The following is a 17,386-nucleotide window of genomic DNA, read 5'->3' as shown; positions in this document are numbered from 1 at the left end:
CCAGATGTACGGCCGCGCGAGCTTCCCTCTCCTCCGCCACCGCATCCTCTTGGGCTGACGACACCCTCCGTCACCACCGACTACGGAACAGACCCGCTCGTTTGACAGTCCCTCGGGAAACGCGGTTGGGTGACGACGGTGCTGCGGCCAACGAGTTGGTGGGCCGGATGCAGGAGTCGCGGTCTGCGCCGTCTGTTGCCGACGAAGATCCGGCTCAGGTCCCTACAGGGCGTCCCAGACCTTGAAGTAGCCGATGTCGTCGTTCGCCCGGTCCCCGACGTAGGGCGTGGCGTAGCCGTAGTAGTAGAAGGTGGTCTGGCCGTCGTTGAGAACTGCCTGCTGCCCGTCGCAGCTGTTGTAGGTCTCGAACGAGGAAATCATGTAGCGCGACAGGCCTGCGTCCAGGACATAGCCGGACGCGTCGCAGGGGCCGTAGTCCCCGTACACATCGGTGATGGCGCCGTCGTATCCGGCGTGCTGGTACCAGGTCATGAGCTTTGTCGCAGCGCTGCTGTTCCTTGTCGCCGCCGTCGCCGCTGTCGCTCTGTCGTCGGAGCAGGTTCGGCTCTTCATCCGGGAGACCCTGTCCCCCGGTTTCACCCGCTCCACCACCACGGAGCAGTACGTGTCCTTGGACGGCGCCGCCGCCGATGCAGGCGGTGTGAGTCCGGCGAGACCGATGAGTGAAGCGGCCGCGCTCAGCGTGACGGCCGTACGCGTGCGGAGATGCATGGCGCTCCTTGCGGCTGGGCTGGCAGGGGCATTGCGCACGCAAGGCTAGAAGAGTGCCGACCGCACCGGTCCTGACACATGTCAGGTATCAGGTGTCAGGCAACCGAGTGCTCCGTACGCGAGCGGTGCCAGGGGACGTCGTCGTCATGCCGGTTGACCCTGACGCAGGGTCAACGTCTCAGCATGGTGGGCATGACTACGAGAACCAGTGCGATCGAAGTCGCCGGACTGCGCAAGTCGTACGACGGCCGCGAGGTGGTCGCCGGGGTCGACCTGGCCGTCTCCGCCGGCACCGTCTACGCCCTGCTCGGGCCCAACGGAGCCGGCAAGACCACCACGGTCCGGATCCTGTCCACGTTGCTCCCCGCGGACGCCGGTGAGGCTCGGGTCGCCGGGTACGACGTATGCCGCGAGGCCGATCGGGTGCGTGCGTCGATCGGAGTGACCGGGCAGTTCTCCGCCGTGGACGAGTTGCTGACCGGGCGGGAGAATCTGCGACTGATGGCCGACCTCGGCCACTTCGGCCGGCGCCGCGCGGAGAGTGTGGTCGAGCGGTTGCTGGAGCGGTTCGACCTGGTCGATGCCGCCGACCGGCGCGCGGTGACGTACTCCGGCGGTATGAAGCGGCGGCTGGACCTGGCGATGACTCTGGTGGCCGGTCCGCGGCTGATCTTTCTCGACGAGCCGACCACCGGTCTCGACCCGCGCAGCAGGCGTGAACTGTGGGAGATCGTGCGGGAGTTGGTGGCCGACGGGGTGACCGTCCTCCTCACCACGCAGTACCTCGATGAGGCCGACCAGCTCGCTGATCGGATCGGTGTGCTCGACGGGGGCCGGCTGGTCGCCGAGGGCACCGCGGCCGAGCTGAAGCGGCTGGTCCCCGGAGGTCACATCGAGCTCCGGGCCGCCGACGGCGAGCGGGCGGCCGAGCTGGCACGCCGGTTGCCCGGAGCGAGCGCGAACGCCGAGGCGCTCACCGTGACCCTGGCGTACGACGGCAGCCTCGCCGCACTGCGACGACTGCTGGACGGGATCGACGATGACGCGGTCACCGGGCTCGCCGTGCACACCCCGGACCTGGATGACGCGTTCCTGGCCCTCACCGGGCGCCCGACCACCGACGAGCCTTCCGAGGAAGTGCCGGTATGAGCACCGCGAGGTACGCCGTTCGCGACTCCGTGACCATGCTGCGTCGCAATCTGAAGCACATGGTCCGGTATCCGTCGATGACAGTGATGCTGATCGGGCAGCCGCTCCTGTTCCTCCTGCTGTTCGTCTACGTCTTCGGCGCGACCATGGGCGCCGGTCTGCCGGGAACCCCGGCCGGGGGCCGTGGCGACTACCTGACGTTCATCACTCCCGGAATCCTGGTCATGACGGTGGCCAGTGTGTCCATCGGCACGGCGGTCCTGGTCGCCACCGACATGACCAACGGGATCATCGACCGGTTCCGGACCATGGCCATCGCCAAGGTCTCGGTGCTCAGCGGCCGCGTGCTCGGCGCGATGATCCAGACCGCGCTCGCACTCGCACTGATCCTCGCAGTGGCGTTCCTGCTCGGTCTGGACACCGCCGCCTCCGCGCTGCAGTGGTCGGGGCTGGTCGGACTGCTCGCGCTGCTGTCGTTCGCGATGACCTGGTTCACCGTGGCACTGGGGTTGGCCAGCCCGGACCCGGAGACCGCGAGCAACCTGCCGATGATCTTCGTGCTGCTGCCGTTCGTGGGCAGCGGGTTCGTACCGGTCGAGTCGATGCCGACCGGGCTGCGGTCGTTCGCCGAGCACCAGCCGTTCACTCCGATCATGGACGCCTTCCGCGGTCTGCTGGCGGGATCGCCGGACGGTTCGGACGTGTTGTGGGCCATCGGCTGGTGTGGGGTGATCGGGATGGTCGGCTACCTCTGGTCGCGGCGCCTCTACAGGTACCGGACGCGTACCACGAACTAGGAGACTGGAGCGATGCTGACCATCGGCGAGCTGGCGTCGTACACCGGAGTGACGGTGCGCGCGGTGAGGCACTACCACGCCAAGGGGCTGCTGCCGGAGCCGGAGCGGGACCACTCCGGCTACCGGAGGTACGACGCCGGCGCCGTGGTGGAGCTGATCAAAATCCGGACCCTCGCCGGGGCCGGGGTCCCGCTGGGGCGGGTGCGTGAGCTGCTGGATGCGGACGAGGAGGAGTTCGCCGCGGCGATCGCGGACATCGACAGGCGACTGCGGGCGGAGATCCGGGAACGGCAGCAACACCGCGAGCGGATCGCCCGCCTCGCCGTCGGGGACAACCTGGTGCTGCCCCTGGAGGTGGTCGATTTCCTCGACCGGCTCCGGGCGCTCGGCGTCGACGAGCGGATCGTACGGGTCGAACGCGACGGCTGGATCCCACTGGCCGCACACTCACCCGAGCGGATCCCGGAGTGGATGGCACGCAAGCGGGAGCAGATCGCCGACCCGCAGCTCATCGACTTCTATCTCACCCTGGGCCAGGCCCTCGACCGGACCGACGACGACCCACGGCTGGTCGAGCTGGCCGACCAACTGGCCACCTACATCACGCGGATGGCCGACGAGCAGGGCGAGGGTTACGTCGACGATGCTGACATCGAGCCACCGTTCGTCAAGCTGATGGATACGCTCGCTTTCGACACCGCGCCTCCGGCCCGTCGACTGATCGAGCTGCTGAAGGAGCGCGGCTGGACTGGCTGGACCAAACTCGAGCGCGTGGCCCCCACATGGGGTACTGCCGGATCACGGCAGGAAGACACTGCAGTGCGGCGTTCGCAGCGTGAGCGGTGATGGCGGGCGGGGTCCAGGTTGCCGACAGCCGGGTGGACATCACCGAGGTCACCGCCGAGCGTATGGGCCTCTCCCCCACTGCCCAGCGATGGGAACTCCGTCGGTCTGGGCGGCGAACGCGTTCGCGGGCTGGCGAAGCAGTCCTGCTTGGCTTCGCGGCGTCAGCGACGACTTGGGACTCCCGGAGATGAGGACTCCCGAGGTGACGAAAGACATGGCGGACAGAGGGCCACCGCTGTCGCGATGGCTGTCCATGCCCTGTCCGGCTCAGGCCAACGCGCAGGCGGCTCACCAAGGTGGTCAACTGGCCAAACGACTCTCCGTGCCTCTTCGCAAGGGAACTCAGCTATGGCGATCGTCGTGGTTCTCGATATGCCGGGGATGACCCAGGCCCAGTACGAGCAGAGCGCGGAGAAGGTCGCCGGCCGTCCCGGCCCGGTCAAGAGCCCCGCCGACTGGCCGGTGTCCGGCCTCATCTCGCACACTGCCGCGCCCACCGGCAACGGCTGGCTCGTCGTGGACGTCTGGGAGTCCGAGGAGGCATTTCAGCAGTTCGGCGAGACCCTCATCCCGATCCTGCGAGAACTCGGCCTCGCTGACGTGCGACCGCAGACCTACCCGGTGTTCAACGTGGTCACCCGCTAAAGGGTGTCCCGTCCTCCCGACAACGTGCGGATCCACACCGGGAAATGAGCATCCAAGTCCCCCTGCTATGGTGCGCCGATGTCATCGATCAAGAAGTTCCAAGTCACCTTCGACTGCGCAGAACCTGAGCGCGTGGCTCGCTTTTGGTGCGAGGTGTTGGGGTACGTCGCACCGACCCCACCGGAGGGCTTCGACACTTGGGACGATTTCAACCGCACCCTGCCTCCTGAGGATCAGGGTTCATGGTTCTCATGCAGTGATCCCTCAGGTGTGGGCCCGCGACTGTTCTTCCAGCGCGTTCCCGAAGGCAAGGTCGCCAAGAATCGGGTGCATCTCGACGTGCGGGCCGGCACCGGGCTCGTGGGTGAAGAGCGCCTGGCCACGCTTCAGGCCGAATGCGCACGACTGATCGCGCTCGGCGCGGTACACGTGCTCACGCAGCTTGCCGACGACGACAACGAGTCGTGCATCACGATGCAGGACATCGAAGGCAACGAGTTCTGTCTCGACTGAGCATGCTCCGAGACGGCGAGGTGGGGGCTGTTTCCCTTGAGGCCTCTCCAAACTGCAGTCGCGAAGAATCTGCCAGGTCCTCATGCGCGCGAAGACGTGCTCGACTCGCGCCCGGACCTTGCGGTGGAAGGTGTCGTACTCCGCCTTCCAAGCAGGCAGTTCGGTCTGACCGCGTTCACGGCGGGGCGGGATGACCAGGCCGATGCCTCGGTACCCCCATCCGCGATGACCGCGGTCCGGCCGACTGCGGACTTCACACCGGACAGTTCCCACGCCTTGCTGTCGTTGCGGTTACCGGTGACCGGCCGACCCACGGCGACGACGAGTCGAGGTTCGGCGTCGATGACGACCTGGTGATTGGTCGAGTGCGGGCAGTTCCCAAGTTCTTCGCTGCGCGGCAACCGTGTGATCCCGCGCGTGGGGTGCCAGGGTGCCTTCGACGATCAGGACGGCGTCCTTGCGAGCCGGGTGTGGCAGGCACGCCTCCACGCGTCCAGGGTGTTTTCACTTTCGTCCAAGCGTCCTCGATCTTTGTCCATGGATGAGTCTGCCTCCAGGGGTGAGGGTGGGGTCATGAGTGAATTCAGCGTCCGGGACACAGATTTCCTGCTGGACGGGCGACCGGCGCCGCTGTGCCCGGGGCCGTCCAGAGATTCTTGATTACGGGGCCTCCGTGAGCCTGTAATCGGCGTCCGGCGGCACGGACTTCGGGAGCTGTGCGGACGTCGGCACGGGCGGCGGCGCGGTGTACGACGGGCCACCGCAGCGGACGTCACGTCGTGCAACTGCGACGCGCCGATCGACTATATGCGGGCGCCGCACCGAGTCGTTTCTGGCACTTCCGGGAGATCCCCCGCGGTCTGCGCGGACATCTCCCCTGCCAGACGCACCCGCCATATCCGCGGCCCCCCGACAAGGCCGTCTTGGCAGAACTCACCACGTGGGCCCCTGGACGACCTCCGGGAAGTGCGCGGCACCCCGTCCTCCAGGCACCGATGCCGCCCACATTCGAGGAACTGGACCGCGACTGCAGGCCGGCGTGAACTCGCCCCGCCCGTAATCCACTTGAAAACCTCCCGAAAGGAGACGCAAGGCAAATGAGAGACGGCGCCTCCAGCCCCGTTGTGTACACGGGCGTGATCGAGCGGCGGCGGATGCCGAGTGGGCTTGTGGCGCTGGCACTTGGCGGCTTCGGCATCGGGCTGACCGAGTTCCTGATCGCCGGGCTGCTGCCGCAGGTGGCGTCGAGTTTCGCGGTGTCCGAGGCCGCGGCGGGCTGGCTTATCTCCGGGTACGCGTTGAGTGTCGCCGTCGGTGCGATCGCGCTTACCGCAGCGACGTCCCGGTTGCCCCGTAAGGCGGTTCTGATCGGCCTGGTGGCGTTGTTCGTCATCGGCAACCTGTTGTCCGCTCTCGCACCGAGCTATCCAGTGATGCTGCTCGGGCGGATCGTCGCGGCCTTGTGCCACGGGTCGTTCTTCGGTATCGGCTCGCTGGTCGCCCGCAGTCTGGTCGCGCCGGAGAAGAAGTCCCGCGCGGTGGCGCTCATGTTCGCGGGGCTGACGCTGGCGAACGTACTGGGTGTGCCGTTCGGCGCGCTGGTCGGTGAACGCTGGGGCTGGAGAGCGGCCTTCTGGGCGGTCACTGCAATCGGCGTGCTCGCACTTGCGGGAATCGCCGCCCTTGTTCCCGACGGGGCGGGAGAGACACGGCCGCCATCAGTGACGGGCCACTCGGACCCGGCACCGGCCGACGGCTTGCGCTCGCAGTTCCGTGCGTTCCGCTCCTGGCAGGTCTGGCTGACCCTGACGGCCACCGCGCTCAGCTACGGCGGGATGTTCGGTGCGTTCAGCTACATCGCCTACACGTTCACCGAGGTCGGCGGCTTCTCCCCCTCGGATGTCGCCTGGCTGCTGATGGTGTACGGCGTCGGTCTGGTGGTCGGGAACCTGGTCGGCGGGCGAGCGGCCGACCGAGACCGCGACCGCGCTCTGGTCCTTGCCCTGCTCGGGCTTGCCGTGACCCTGGCCGTGTTCGGTCTACTGGCCGGCAGCGCCACCGCGTCGGTGATCCTGGTCTTTCTGATGGGGCTGTTCGGGTTCGCCAGCGTGCCGGGCATGATCACTCGCGTCACCGACTTCGCCCATGGGGCGGCGCTGGCCGCCAGTGCCAATGTGTCCGCGTCCAACATCGGCAACGCGCTCGGCGCCTGGCTCGGGGGCCTTGCCATCACCGCGGGTCTCGGATACACCGCGCCGCTCTACGTCGGCGCCGGCATCGTACTGATCTCCGTCATCGTCATGGCCGTTGCCGCACACCAAGCCAAGTCAGCCGCGCAGCAGACTGAGCACTGCATATGAATCGATGTCGGGGCCGGCTCCCATGTAGACACGGTCGCCGAGAACCGGGACGCCCTGGCGTTCGCAGAAACCGAAACCGACAGCGACCTGAAGGTGCCGCAGCCGCTCACCAGACGAAGGTGACATCGGGGAAACCCGCTGAGGGACCGTCCAGAACATGGTCGTTGCGGTCTCGCAGCCAGCGGTCGAAGAATGAGGTGACACAGGCTCGGATCACCGTGACCGCACGGGCGGGGTCGATCGTGCCGATGGTCTCTTCGACGATGTCCTGGCCGAGACCGGTCTGGGGCATGACTGCCGCGAGATCGGTGTACGTCTGGTGCCGGGAGCCGATCAGGGTCAGGTCGCGGCGCCATCCGGTGCTGTGCGACCAGAAGGCCGCCCATGACGGCTCGGTTCGCGCGTGGTCGCTTCCTTCACGGCCCATCAGGAGGAAGGGGCGGTCCAGGCCGTGGGCGGCAACGGGCGAGAGGTTGGTTCCGTTGGGTTCCTGGTTGAACTCCAGGGTGCCGTCCAGGTCGACCCCTGCTCGGATCCTCCGGTCCTCGTACATGCTCTGAGCGGCGGTGAATCCGCCCCCCGACTGGCCGGCCAGGCCGACCCGGTGGGTGTCGAGCACTTCCGACAGCCCGTGCGGCAGCGCGCCGAGCCGATTCAGCACGAAGCGGGCGTCGGCGACCCTGGCACGCAGCGTCTTCTCCAGCAGGGCGGGAACGGTGCCCTCACGCTGGGCCCGCGCGAATTCCTCGAGCAGCACCTCGTTCGTCCTGACCGAGCCGTCGGGAAACTGCACGCCGGGAGACTCGTAGGTGTGGTCGACGGTGACAACGGCGTAGCCGTGGCTGGCCAGTTCCTCGGCCAGCAGGGTGCCCCAGCTGCGAGGGTCGCCGACGCCCGGCGAGTACACCACCACCGGCCGACGCCCGCCGCGTGGGTCCGCGGGCGCCTGACGATAGGCATGCGTGCGCGTGCCCGCCCAGTCCACCGTGCCCAGGGGGATGCGATGCGGCTCCAAGACGTCGAATCGCTCGGCCGCACGGCGCTCCATGTACGGCGCGAGGCGCTGCCCGCGGCGTGGCGCGAGAGCCGGATACCAGACACTGATCATCAGCTCGCGGTGGGGCACCGACGGCATCCATGGGTCGGGCCGACTACGGTCCACCAGACGGAGTGAGACCGTACCGATCGTGCACGGTCCCGTCGGCTCGGGGAGACGGATCCGGATCGCCGAGCGGCGGGCCGACTGCGACTGGGCCCGCGCAGCAGGCGCACCCGCCAGCGGCGACATCGCCAGAGCAGTCGCTGCCAGAAACTCGCGGCGTGGTAGAGAGAAAGACGGCATGCCGTCCATCCTGGACGAGACCACCGACGGGGTCACTCGTGCTACCCCCAGCTGCCCCGGTTCGGGTCTCCCCGTATACGCACCCTTGCCGTGATCGATGCTCCGCCATGTGGCACCAGAACGGCCGCCGCTGCTCATCAATCTCGCCCACGCTGTCCAGCCGCGCGCCCGATCTCGCCGGGGCCCGCACCCACCGGATCATCCGCTGAAGGGACAGCGGGGACTTCCATCGGGTTCGGCTACTTGATGGGGCGGGGTGCATGGATGGATATGGACGGACTCAGAGATGCAGGGCGGGCCGGTAGATGAGCTCTTGGATGTGGCCGTCGAGCGTCCGGCTCTCGACCAGCTCCAGGTCGAAGTCGGCCGCACCCTGGAGGATCGGGTCCAGCCCGGTCCGACCGGTGATCACAGGGAAGAGCGTCACCTGGACGCGGTCGACGAGACCGGCGGCCATCAGCGCCCGGTTCATCGACAGGCTGCCGTGCGAACGCAACGGCACCCGGGACTCCTCCTTGAGCCGGGCCACGACGTCGACGGCGTCACCGCTCACGACGGTCGCATCCGGCCAGTCGAGGGATCCTTCCAGTGTGGTCGAGACCACCGTTGCCGGCAGGTTCCTCATCCGCGTGACCCATGGGTCACGCACCTCGGAGTCCTCGGTGCTCGATGCCAGCATCTGCGCGAACGCCCGATACGTGTTGGCCCCGAAAACCATCCGCTGCTCCTCGCTGTACAGGCCGAGGCGGTGATCGAGGAGCTCGGGGCCCTGCTTGCCCCAGTAGCCGGTCCAGTTGCCGCCGGCAGCGCCGAAGCCGTCGAGGCTGGAAAAGACGTCGAATGTGTAGGTGGCGGCCATGATGCTCTCCTCGAGTGTGGTGATCGCTTCTGTGAATACAGACTGGCGACCACGGCGAAACTCATCGTCCTTGGACTCCTGGAGCTCGGCCACTTCGGTGAACCGACCGTCTCTATGTCGGCATCACTCCGACGTCTTCGGCACGCCATTCCTCTTCGAGAATGCTGAACGTCAGGGAGTCCCGCCAACCGTCCCGTATCCATGCCGTGTGCCGAAGCCGAGTGAGAGAAGTGGCGCCCGATTCCTGTGCCGATGCCTTGCCCCCATACCCGAGGACGCACAACGTAGGAGATCTCGCCCTGGCGCTGCCTGTGACTGCGGACATGCAGCTCGCCCACACCGACAACGTCGTCCCCGAAGCGCGCTATATGGGCGAACCTCTTCTGGGGTGTGCTCGACCAAGCCTCGACGGCGGCCGTCACGAAATCGCGTGTCTGCTCCTCGGTGTTTGGTCCCCAAGGCTGGAAACGACAAGCTTCCGGGAGACAGGCCCATGAGTGAATGGCCTGCCAGTCATCAAACGAGATCTTGTCCAAAACCACCGAGTGCTGACTCATGGGTTGATCTTGTCGACTGGAGTTGGCCAGCGCTACGAGCTCACAAGCACCTACTGAGCGGGTTTGCGTGTCGGCGGCGGGGTGCGTTTGGGACGCGCGCCCCGCCGCCGACCGTCCAACCGTGTTGATCGGAGCCGGCCCGCGTGACGGCCACCGCAAGCGTCCATGGGGCGCCGAACCGGAGCCGTTCAAGGAGCAACCGGGCGAGCCGGCTGCGCGCTTCGACATCCTCGGCTGAATCACACGGGATCCGGGTGCTCCGTCCTGAGTTCCAGGGACAACCGGGCCGGATCCACTTCGGCCGCGGCGGTCTTCGCGTCCAGTTCCCAACCCCTCCCGTACGCCGCGGCAAAGGCTTCCTCGCCCAGCGCGGCCCGACCTCGACGAGTGAGGTCTCGAACCTGCCGATCGGTGCGGTCGTGGGCGCCGCGCAGCCGGGAGGCGGCGCCGAGCAGGACAGCGGCCTCGTGATGCCGTCCGTGGGCCTCGGCGAGCGCGGCCGTGTTCACCGCCACCAGCGACAGGATCGGCAGGTCCCGGGTCTCCAGCGCCGATGCGTACGCCTTCGCCAGCGCCTTCGCCGCGCCGGCCAGGTCGCCCGTCTCCAGGCAGAGCGATGCACGTGCGCTGCCGACCAGCGTCCGCCCGTGGTCGCCGGGGAACGGGGTGTCGCCGTCCAGACCCCGCTCGGCTCTGTCGAGCAGTTCCCGCGCCCGGTCCAGGTCGCCGAGCCGCACCCACAAGACGGCCTCCCACGCGTCGACCAGGAGCAACATCTCCGCTGAGTCCGCGCGCACCGCCCGCTCCCGGGCCGAGTCGATCATCGCGATCACCAGGTCTGTGTCGCCACGCCGCAAGTACAGGTCGATCCAGCGCAGGTCACTGAACACCTCGTCGCCGAGGCTGAGCGAGCCGAATTCGGCTGCCAGCGACCGGGCCTCGCGGAGGTCGGCCAGCGCGCCGTCGAGGTCGTCGTCGTACTGCCGCAACTGGGCACGCAACGGCAGCACGTTGGCCTGGCCCCAGCGGTCGCCGACCTGCCGGAAGCAGGCCAGGGCCGCTTCGACGTCGGTGCGCATCTCGTCGAGTTCGCCCGAGTTCTCGGCGAACTGGGCCCGGAACATGCGGGCCAGCCCGGACAGCCACACGTCGTCGCCGTCGGCCAGGCTCTCGACGAGCGCGGGAGTGGTCCTCTCCTCGTGCAGGAACGCCAGCGGGAGCGCGGTGAGCGCGCCGTACGGGCCGGGCAGCTGCGGGTACGTGAGCAGCCGGTCGGCCAGCTCGCGCAGCTCGGCCTGGTCACCCGCGACCTCCTCGGCGGTCGTCCCGGTCGTCCCCGGCCGGGTGTCGACCCGGTTGAGCAGGTGGATCGCGTGGGCGCAGTCGCGGTCGGGCGTCGGCTCGCCGTCGGGCACCGACAGGGCCTCGCCCAGCCAGTAGGCCGCATCTGACTGCCGACCGAACATCTGCCAGTACCAGGTCAGGTTCAGGGCGAGGGCGATCGCGCCGGGGGCGTCTCCGGTGTCGCATCGCCGGCGCAGGGCAGAGAGCGTGTTGTCGTACTCGGCGCCGATGACTCGTACGGCCGTCAGCTGGCCGGGCCCGCGCAGCTGCGGGTCGTACCGGGCCATGAGCTCGGCGAAGTGGCCGGCGGCCAGGTCGCGGGCGGTGCCGAGGTCGCCCGTCTCGGCCAGGCGGTCGGTGCCGTACTCGCGCAGCGTCTCCAGCATGCGGTAGCGGCCCGGGGCGGGCGCGAGCTGCAGCAGCGAGCGGTCGACCAGGCTGGCGAGCAGCTCGGGGATCTCGGCGGCCTGCACTGCGGTGTCGGCGCAGACCGCGGTGGCCGAGGCGGGCGTGACGCCACCGGGCAGGATCGAGACGCGTTCGGCGACCGTATGTTCGTGCACGCTCAGCGGGTCCCAGCTCCAGGCGATGACCGCGCGCAGTGTGCGGTGCCGGGGCAGTGCGGTGCGGCTGCCGGTGGTGAGCAGCCGGAACCGGTCGGAGAGCCCGTCGGCGAGTTCGGGCAGCGACAGCGTCCGCAGCCGGGCCGCGGCCAGTTCGAGGGCCAGCGGCATGCCGTCCAGGCTGCGGACCACCTGCCGGACGTCGTGCAGTGTCGTCTCGTCGACCTCGAAGCCGGGGCGTACGGCCGCGGCCCGCTCGGTGAACAGGCGTACCGACGCCGCCCGCCGGGCCTGTTCGACGCCGTCGTCCGGGCCGGGCAGAGCGAGCGGGCCGAGCGGCACGAGCGCCTCGCCGTCGACCGCGAGGGGTTCGCGGCTGGTGGCGAGCACGCGCAGCCCGGCGCAGCGGGACAGCAGTGCCGCGACCAGGCGGGCCACGGCGTCGATCAGGTGCTCGCAGTTGTCCACCAGCAACAGGCTCTCCCGACCGCCGAGTTGGTCGACGAGTACGTCCAGCTCGTCGCCTTCCACTCGCGTCCGGGTCTCGAACATCGTGCCGCCGCGCAGCCCGATCCCGGCGAGCAGGGCCGCGCCGACCTTGGCCGGCTCGGTGACCGAGGCGAGGTCGATCATCCAGGCACCGTCACGGTACTCGTGGCGGTGGCGGCGGGCGGCCTCGACGGCGAGCCGGGTCTTGCCGGCGCCGCCGGGACCGAGCACGGTGACCAGGCGCCCTGCGGCGAGCAGCGTGTCGATCCGGGTGAGGTCGTCGTCGCGCCCGATGAAGCTGGTCAGCGGCGCGGGCAGGTTGCTCGGCCTGGTCTGCGCGGCGTCGGCGTCCGCGGCGGGCCATTCGGCGCGCAGCAGGCTCAGGTGGCGCTCGCGCAGGGCGGCGCCCGGGTCGGTGCCCAGGTCGTCGGCCAGGGTTTCGCGGACGCGCTCGTACAGGGCCAAGGCCTCGGCCTGGCGTCCCTGGGCGGCGAGCGCGTCCATGAGCAATGCGGCCGCCCGCTCGTGGACGGGGTGCTCGGCAAGCAGTGCGGTCAGGCGGTCTGCGGCCTTGTCGGCACGGCCCAGGGACAGCTCGGCGTCGGCGAGGTCGGCGACGGCCTCGGCCGAGGTGTGGGCCAGCCGGGTCGCGGCGGCGGGCACCACCGCGGCGACGACCGTTGGCTCGGCGCCGGGACGGGTGCCGGGATGGTCGCCCCACAGCGTCACGGCCTCACCGAGCACGGCCGCCGCGGCGTTCGGGTCGCTGGCGCGCAGGCGGTCACGGCCGGTGGCGGCGAGTTGCTCGAACCGCAGCGCGTCCACGTCGGCCGCGTCCACGTCCAGCCGGTAGCCGCCCGCCGCCTGCACGACGCAGCCGGCCGAGCCAAGGATCCGGCGCAGCCGCGAGACGAGTGCCTGCAGAGCGTGGGCGGGGTCGGCCGGCGGGTCCTCGGCCCAGATCGCGTCCACCAGCACGCCCTGCGCGACCGTGCGCCCGCCGGCGAGCGCCAGCCGTACGGCCAGACCCTGCAACCGCGCGCCGACAACGGGCAGGGCGGTGTCACCGCGAGACGCCTGAAAGACGCCGAGCAGCGTGATGCGAAGCCGCGCATCCCCGTCCATCCCCCGATCTTCGCGCGCGCACGCACGATCCCCAAATCAGGGCAGTGGTGCCTGACTTCCCTGCCCACGCCAGTGCCGGAAGGCGCCGGACGGGAGTGTCAGCGCCACGTGCCCCCCGTGTCAGCGCCGTGTGAGCCCCGTGTGAGCGGCCCGCGTCAGTCTTTGCCTGCCTCACGGAAGAGGCTTCGGAAGGGGAGTTCTCGTGCATGACGTAGTGATTGTGGGCGCCGGCCCAGTTGGTCTTTTCCTCGCCTGCGAGCTTGGCCTCGCGGGCTGCTCGATCCTGATGCTGGAGCGGGAGCCGGAGGGCCGCTCTCCGTGGAAGGCGGACCCACTCGGGATGCGGGGCCTGTCCGCCGCGTCGGTCGAGGCGTTCTACCGCCGCGGGATGCTGCACCCGCTCCTGACTGCGTCGGGCGTCCACGACGATCCCGGCGCGGACCTCGACGTGGACGAGCCGTCGCCCCCTCGTGGCGTGAGCCACTTCGCCGGCATGATGCTCGATCCGGCCCATGTCGACGTCGCCGCCCTGCCGTTCCGGCTTCCCAGCCCGGCAATGGAAGGCGTGATGACGAATCTCGAAGCGGTCGAGACGGTGCTGTCCGAGCGGGCGTCCAAGCTCGGCGTGGAGGTCAGGCGCGGCGTCACGGTCTCAGGCGTCGCGCAGGACGGTGAGAGTGTGGTCGTGCAGGCAGGCGAGCACGAGTACGCGGCGGGCTGGGTCGTCGGCTGCGACGGCGGACGCAGCGCGGTGCGTGGGCTCGCGGGCTTCGAATTCGTCGGCACCGAGCCGCAGTTCACCGGCTACGTCGTGCTCGCCAACGTCGCCGATCCCGAGAAGCTGCGCCCCGGGTTCAACCTGACGCCGACAGGCATGTACCTCCGGACACCCGCGCAGGAGTACATCGGCATGCTGGAGTTCGACGGCGGCGCGTTCGATCGCTCGCAGCGGCCGACTCGCGAACATCTCCAGGCGGTTCTGCGCCGTGTGTCCGGCGCCGACGTGACACTGACCGACGTCCATCTCGCCTCGAGCTTCACCGATCGGGCGATGCAGACGACGACGTACCGCCAGGGGCGCGTCCTGCTCGCGGGCGACTCCGCTCACATCCACTCCCCCCTTGGAGCGCAGGGACTCAACCTCGGCCTCGGCGACGCCATGAACCTGGGATGGAAGCTCGCCGCGACCGTGCACGGGACCGCGCCGGACGGGCTCCTCGACACCTACACCCGCGAGCGCCGTCCGATCGGCGCAGAGGTGCTCGACTGGACGCGCGCCCAGGCCGCGGCCATGAAGCCGGACCCCCATGCCCAGGCGATCCAAGGAGTCATACGCGACCTGCTCGGGACCCGAGACGGAACGACCTACGTGTTCAAGAAGACATCGGGATCGTCGAACCGCTACCACCTCGGCAGCGAGCATCCGCTGGTCGGCCTCAACGCCCCCGACCTCCGTCTTGAGGACGGCACTCGCCTCGGCGACCTGATGCAGGACGGACGAGGCGTCGCGCTCGACTTCAGCACCGACCGATCCCTGCACGCTTCGGCGATGGGCTGGGAGAGCCGGATGCGGTACGCAGCCGGTCCGGCTCGGAACGACCTCGGACTGGGCGCCGTGCTGGTCCGACCCGACGGCACAGTCGCCTGGGCAGGTGATCGCGACCCTGACCGTGAAGCGTTCGAACAGGCCGCCTGCCATTGGTTCGGCAGCCCGCAAACCTGAACCAACCACCCCGACAACCGAGTTCCAGGAGCACACATGACCATCACCATCCGACCGGGAAGCACCGTGATGTTCACCGGCGATTCGATCACCGACTGCCAACGGCTCGAAGGCGAAGAGCATCTCGGGTTCGGCTACCCGCTCCGCGTCGCGGGCGACTGGGGACTCCGCCGCCCGGACCGGGCCGTGACCTGGCTCAACTCCGGCATCGCGGGCGACAAGGTGATGGACCTCGAGGCCCGCTGGCAGGCGGACGTCCTCGACGCGCGCCCGGACGTGGTGTCGGTCCTCGTCGGCGGAAACGACGTCGGCTGGCACTCGTACGACCCTGACGGCTATGTGATCCCCATGGAGGACTTCGCGGCAGGGTACGACCGCCTGCTCGCGCCCCTCGCCGAGGCCGGCACCGAGCTGATCCTCATCGAGCCGTTCCTGCTGCCGATTCGCGGCCTTGTCGAGGTCGGCGACGTGCACCTCGACGAAGAGGTCCGAAAGGAGTGGCGGGCCGACCTGGACCCGAAGATCCAGGTCGTGCGCGAGCTTGCGCGCACGTACGGGGCTCATCTGCTCGCCGCCGACGGCATGTTCGCCGAGCTCGCCGCGACGACCGGGCCGGAGTACTGGGCTGCGGACGGCGTCCACCCGACACCGGCCGGTCACGCCGCACTCGCGGCGGCCTGGCTGCGCCTGGTCGCGTGACCGGGCCTCGCGATTGCCGGCGACACGGGCGATCGCGAGGAGCTTCACCGACCAAGGCCGTCGACGATGCGCGGACGGAAGTAGTCAGCTCTCGCCGAAGTCCTTGGTCTTGATGAAGCGGCGGTCCGTTGTCGACGGGCCGCTCTTCGTTCCGCGCAGGATCCAGTAACCGGCGTCCTTGCGGGGCTTGTTGAAGCCGAACGTGCCGATGAGCAACTCGTCACGGCCATCGGTGTCGAGGTCGGCGATGCGCAGGTCCCAGCCGAAGAAGTCGCGGTCTCCTTCGTGCTGCGGGGAGCCGCCGAGGCCGATCGCGCGCCGGTCGATCTTGACAGTACGGGCCGTGTCGAGCCCGTCCTCGCCTCCGAGGAGCACCACCACCTGGCCGAAACGGCGATCGACGCCCGGTGACTGGGTGGCGATGTCGTCGTGGCCGTCGCCGTTTACGTCGCCGACCGCGACGGCGCTGTCAACATCCAGCTTCCCCAGATCGCGGGCGGCCCTGCCCCGGCCTGGGCCCTCGGCGCTTCCGTAGACGGCAACGGCTTCGGTGAAGCCCACCCCGGCGAGGATGTCGGCGTGTCCGTCGCCGTCGAAGTCCCCGGCGGCCACGGGCTTGCCGCCGGGGACCTGGCTGTCGGCCTGGTTCGTGATGCCGGGTACGGCCCCGGCGGGTTTCAGCCCTTGGGGTGTACCCCGGTAGAACACGGCGTCGATGACGTCTTCAGGCATGTCTTCCTCGAAGCGGACATCCTCCTCGTCGTACTCGGCCTTGGTCACCAGGTCGTCCCGGCCGTCGTCGTCGAAGTCACCGACGGCCGTGTGCGCCACGGACACCCAGCCCTGTTGGCCCACATCGGTCCTTGAGGTAGTGCGGGGTGCCCCTCTGCCACGGCTGAGCGGGCCGTACAGGACGGTGGCGAACTGCGGCTTGCGGTCGTACTGGTCGCCGGGCTCCGCGAGGGTCAGCAGGTCGAGGGCGCCGTCGCCGTCGAAGTCCCCGGCAGCGGTGGCCGGGAGGATGTCGGCGGGCAGCTTGGTGACGCCCGCGGGGACGTCGGATCCGCCCCACACAATGCGCTGCTCGGGCGTGTCCTTCCCGCTGGGGTTCCTCAGCAGATTGCGTACGACGACATCGGCGTGGCCGTCGTCATCGAGATCCCCGGTGAACTGGGTAGACCGGTCGTACTCGATCGGCGAGCTGGTGACCCGGGGGTCCGGCTTGGCATAGCGCTCCGCGAGACGGAAGGACTTGCCCGGTTCGGGGCCGCCTGGTGCGGCAAGGGCGACAAAGCGGTTGTTGTGCCAATCGCCCCCTACCTTCGGCTCCTTGTACCAGCCGTTGACGAGCGCGTCGGAGTGCCCGTCACCGTTCACGTCGTCCCGGTTGACCTCCCCGTCGTCCCGCTGGGAGGGGGAAGGGGGCACTGGCGTCGACTTCCCGTCATCGCCCGAACACCCCGTGAACAGCAGGGTGGTCGCACAGAGGCAGACCAGGGCGACAGCAGGACGGGTAGTACGGCGGCGGCGCATGCCGCAAGTCTGCGCGACGCGGCTCACGGGCCCGTAACGACGGGGTCAGGGTCGGATTCCGGTCAGGAACTGAGCGGTCAGTGCAGCACTGGCGTCAGGGCAGGAACCGA

Annotated in this window: 13 protein-coding genes and 2 pseudogenes; 8 read left to right on the top strand and 7 right to left on the bottom strand. The window is 69.2% G+C overall.

From position 1 onward, the window contains the following. Window positions 1-222: 222 nt before the first annotated feature. Window positions 223-732 (bottom strand): hypothetical protein, encoded by a 510-nt coding sequence (locus ACH4YP_RS42785; protein WP_398496637.1) that lies wholly within the window; start codon window positions 730-732, stop codon window positions 223-225. Between the two features lie 192 nt (window positions 733-924). Between ACH4YP_RS42785 and ACH4YP_RS42780 the strand changes: the two genes are divergently transcribed. From ACH4YP_RS42780 to ACH4YP_RS42760, 5 genes are all read left to right on the top strand, one after another. Next, window positions 925-1,881: an ATP-binding cassette domain-containing protein gene (locus tag ACH4YP_RS42780; protein ID WP_398496635.1), complete on the top strand. Its 957-nt coding sequence runs from the start codon at window positions 925-927 to the stop codon at window positions 1,879-1,881. Continuing rightward, entirely contained in the window at window positions 1,878-2,678 is an 801-nt protein-coding gene (locus ACH4YP_RS42775) for an ABC transporter permease (RefSeq protein ID WP_361069179.1), read from the top strand. Before ACH4YP_RS42780 ends, ACH4YP_RS42775 begins: the two co-directional genes overlap by 4 nt. Before the next feature lie 12 nt (window positions 2,679-2,690). Further along, on the top strand, window positions 2,691-3,524 hold the full coding sequence (locus ACH4YP_RS42770) for a MerR family transcriptional regulator (protein ID WP_398496633.1): 834 nt from the start codon (window positions 2,691-2,693) through the stop codon (window positions 3,522-3,524). 348 nt (window positions 3,525-3,872) lie between these two features. After that, the gene (locus tag ACH4YP_RS42765) at window positions 3,873-4,169 is read left to right on the top strand and encodes a hypothetical protein (protein ID WP_398496632.1); all 297 of its coding nucleotides are present in this window, start codon (window positions 3,873-3,875) and stop codon (window positions 4,167-4,169) included. 78 nt (window positions 4,170-4,247) lie between these two features. Next, the gene (locus tag ACH4YP_RS42760; protein WP_398496630.1) at window positions 4,248-4,682 is read left to right on the top strand and encodes a VOC family protein; all 435 of its coding nucleotides are present in this window, start codon (window positions 4,248-4,250) and stop codon (window positions 4,680-4,682) included. A gap of 45 nt (window positions 4,683-4,727) precedes the next feature. Here the strand turns inward: ACH4YP_RS42760 and ACH4YP_RS42755 are convergent. Then, a pseudogene (locus ACH4YP_RS42755) lies at window positions 4,728-5,141 on the bottom strand (transposase family protein); the annotation flags it as partial. Between the two features lie 695 nt (window positions 5,142-5,836). Here ACH4YP_RS42755 and ACH4YP_RS42750 point away from each other — a divergent pair. Further along, the gene (locus tag ACH4YP_RS42750; protein WP_398496648.1) at window positions 5,837-7,042 is read left to right on the top strand and encodes an MFS transporter; all 1,206 of its coding nucleotides are present in this window, start codon (window positions 5,837-5,839) and stop codon (window positions 7,040-7,042) included. Window positions 7,043-7,148: 106 nt separating this feature from the next. Here ACH4YP_RS42750 and ACH4YP_RS42745 read toward each other — a convergent pair whose 3' ends face one another. From ACH4YP_RS42745 to ACH4YP_RS42730, 4 genes and pseudogenes are all read right to left on the bottom strand, one after another. Continuing rightward, complete coding sequence (locus ACH4YP_RS42745; RefSeq protein WP_398496646.1) at window positions 7,149-8,177, bottom strand: alpha/beta hydrolase family protein; 1,029 nt, start codon at window positions 8,175-8,177, stop codon at window positions 7,149-7,151. A 487-nt stretch (window positions 8,178-8,664) separates the two neighbouring features. Then, window positions 8,665-9,243: a dihydrofolate reductase family protein gene (locus ACH4YP_RS42740; RefSeq protein ID WP_398496644.1), complete on the bottom strand. Its 579-nt coding sequence runs from the start codon at window positions 9,241-9,243 to the stop codon at window positions 8,665-8,667. Between the two features lie 263 nt (window positions 9,244-9,506). After that, window positions 9,507-9,800 (bottom strand): annotated as a pseudogene (locus tag ACH4YP_RS42735) (GNAT family N-acetyltransferase); the annotation flags it as partial. 239 nt (window positions 9,801-10,039) lie between these two features. Further along, window positions 10,040-13,321: a BTAD domain-containing putative transcriptional regulator gene (locus ACH4YP_RS42730; RefSeq protein ID WP_398496628.1), complete on the bottom strand. Its 3,282-nt coding sequence runs from the start codon at window positions 13,319-13,321 to the stop codon at window positions 10,040-10,042. Window positions 13,322-13,523: 202 nt separating this feature from the next. Here ACH4YP_RS42730 and ACH4YP_RS42725 point away from each other — a divergent pair, with 202 nt between their 5' ends. Together ACH4YP_RS42725 and ACH4YP_RS42720 are read left to right on the top strand one after the other, a co-directional pair. Then, window positions 13,524-15,044, top strand: a complete 1,521-nt coding sequence (locus tag ACH4YP_RS42725; protein ID WP_398496626.1) for an FAD-dependent monooxygenase — start codon at window positions 13,524-13,526, stop codon at window positions 15,042-15,044. A gap of 36 nt (window positions 15,045-15,080) precedes the next feature. Then, window positions 15,081-15,743: a GDSL-type esterase/lipase family protein gene (locus ACH4YP_RS42720; RefSeq protein WP_398496624.1), complete on the top strand. Its 663-nt coding sequence runs from the start codon at window positions 15,081-15,083 to the stop codon at window positions 15,741-15,743. A gap of 84 nt (window positions 15,744-15,827) precedes the next feature. On the opposite strand, the gene ACH4YP_RS42715 is transcribed toward ACH4YP_RS42720, so the two are convergent. Continuing rightward, entirely contained in the window at window positions 15,828-17,171 is a 1,344-nt protein-coding gene (locus ACH4YP_RS42715) for an FG-GAP repeat domain-containing protein (RefSeq protein WP_398496622.1), read from the bottom strand. Window positions 17,172-17,386: the final 215 nt, after the last annotated feature.

Source organism: Streptomyces sp. NPDC020747 (genome assembly GCF_044334695.1).
Taxonomy (GTDB): Bacteria; Actinomycetota; Actinomycetes; order Streptomycetales; family Streptomycetaceae; genus Streptomyces.
The sequence above is the reverse complement of the archived record's forward strand: the minus strand, read 5'-3'. Positions and strand labels throughout refer to the sequence as shown.

Coding starts and splice junctions, on each gene's coding strand:
- ACH4YP_RS42740 (WP_398496644.1), bottom strand. CDS start 9,243: ATGGCCGCCACCTACACATTCGACGTCTTTTCCAGCCTCGACGGCTTC.
- ACH4YP_RS42780 (WP_398496635.1), top strand. CDS start 925: ATGACTACGAGAACCAGTGCGATCGAAGTCGCCGGACTGCGCAAGTCG.
- ACH4YP_RS42720 (WP_398496624.1), top strand. CDS start 15,081: ATGACCATCACCATCCGACCGGGAAGCACCGTGATGTTCACCGGCGAT.
- ACH4YP_RS42775 (WP_361069179.1), top strand. CDS start 1,878: ATGAGCACCGCGAGGTACGCCGTTCGCGACTCCGTGACCATGCTGCGT.
- ACH4YP_RS42760 (WP_398496630.1), top strand. CDS start 4,248: ATGTCATCGATCAAGAAGTTCCAAGTCACCTTCGACTGCGCAGAACCT.
- ACH4YP_RS42750 (WP_398496648.1), top strand. CDS start 5,837: ATGCCGAGTGGGCTTGTGGCGCTGGCACTTGGCGGCTTCGGCATCGGG.
- ACH4YP_RS42765 (WP_398496632.1), top strand. CDS start 3,873: ATGGCGATCGTCGTGGTTCTCGATATGCCGGGGATGACCCAGGCCCAG.
- ACH4YP_RS42745 (WP_398496646.1), bottom strand. CDS start 8,177: ATGCCGTCGGTGCCCCACCGCGAGCTGATGATCAGTGTCTGGTATCCG.
- ACH4YP_RS42770 (WP_398496633.1), top strand. CDS start 2,691: ATGCTGACCATCGGCGAGCTGGCGTCGTACACCGGAGTGACGGTGCGC.
- ACH4YP_RS42785 (WP_398496637.1), bottom strand. CDS start 732: ATGCATCTCCGCACGCGTACGGCCGTCACGCTGAGCGCGGCCGCTTCA.
- ACH4YP_RS42730 (WP_398496628.1), bottom strand. CDS start 13,321: ATGGACGGGGATGCGCGGCTTCGCATCACGCTGCTCGGCGTCTTTCAG.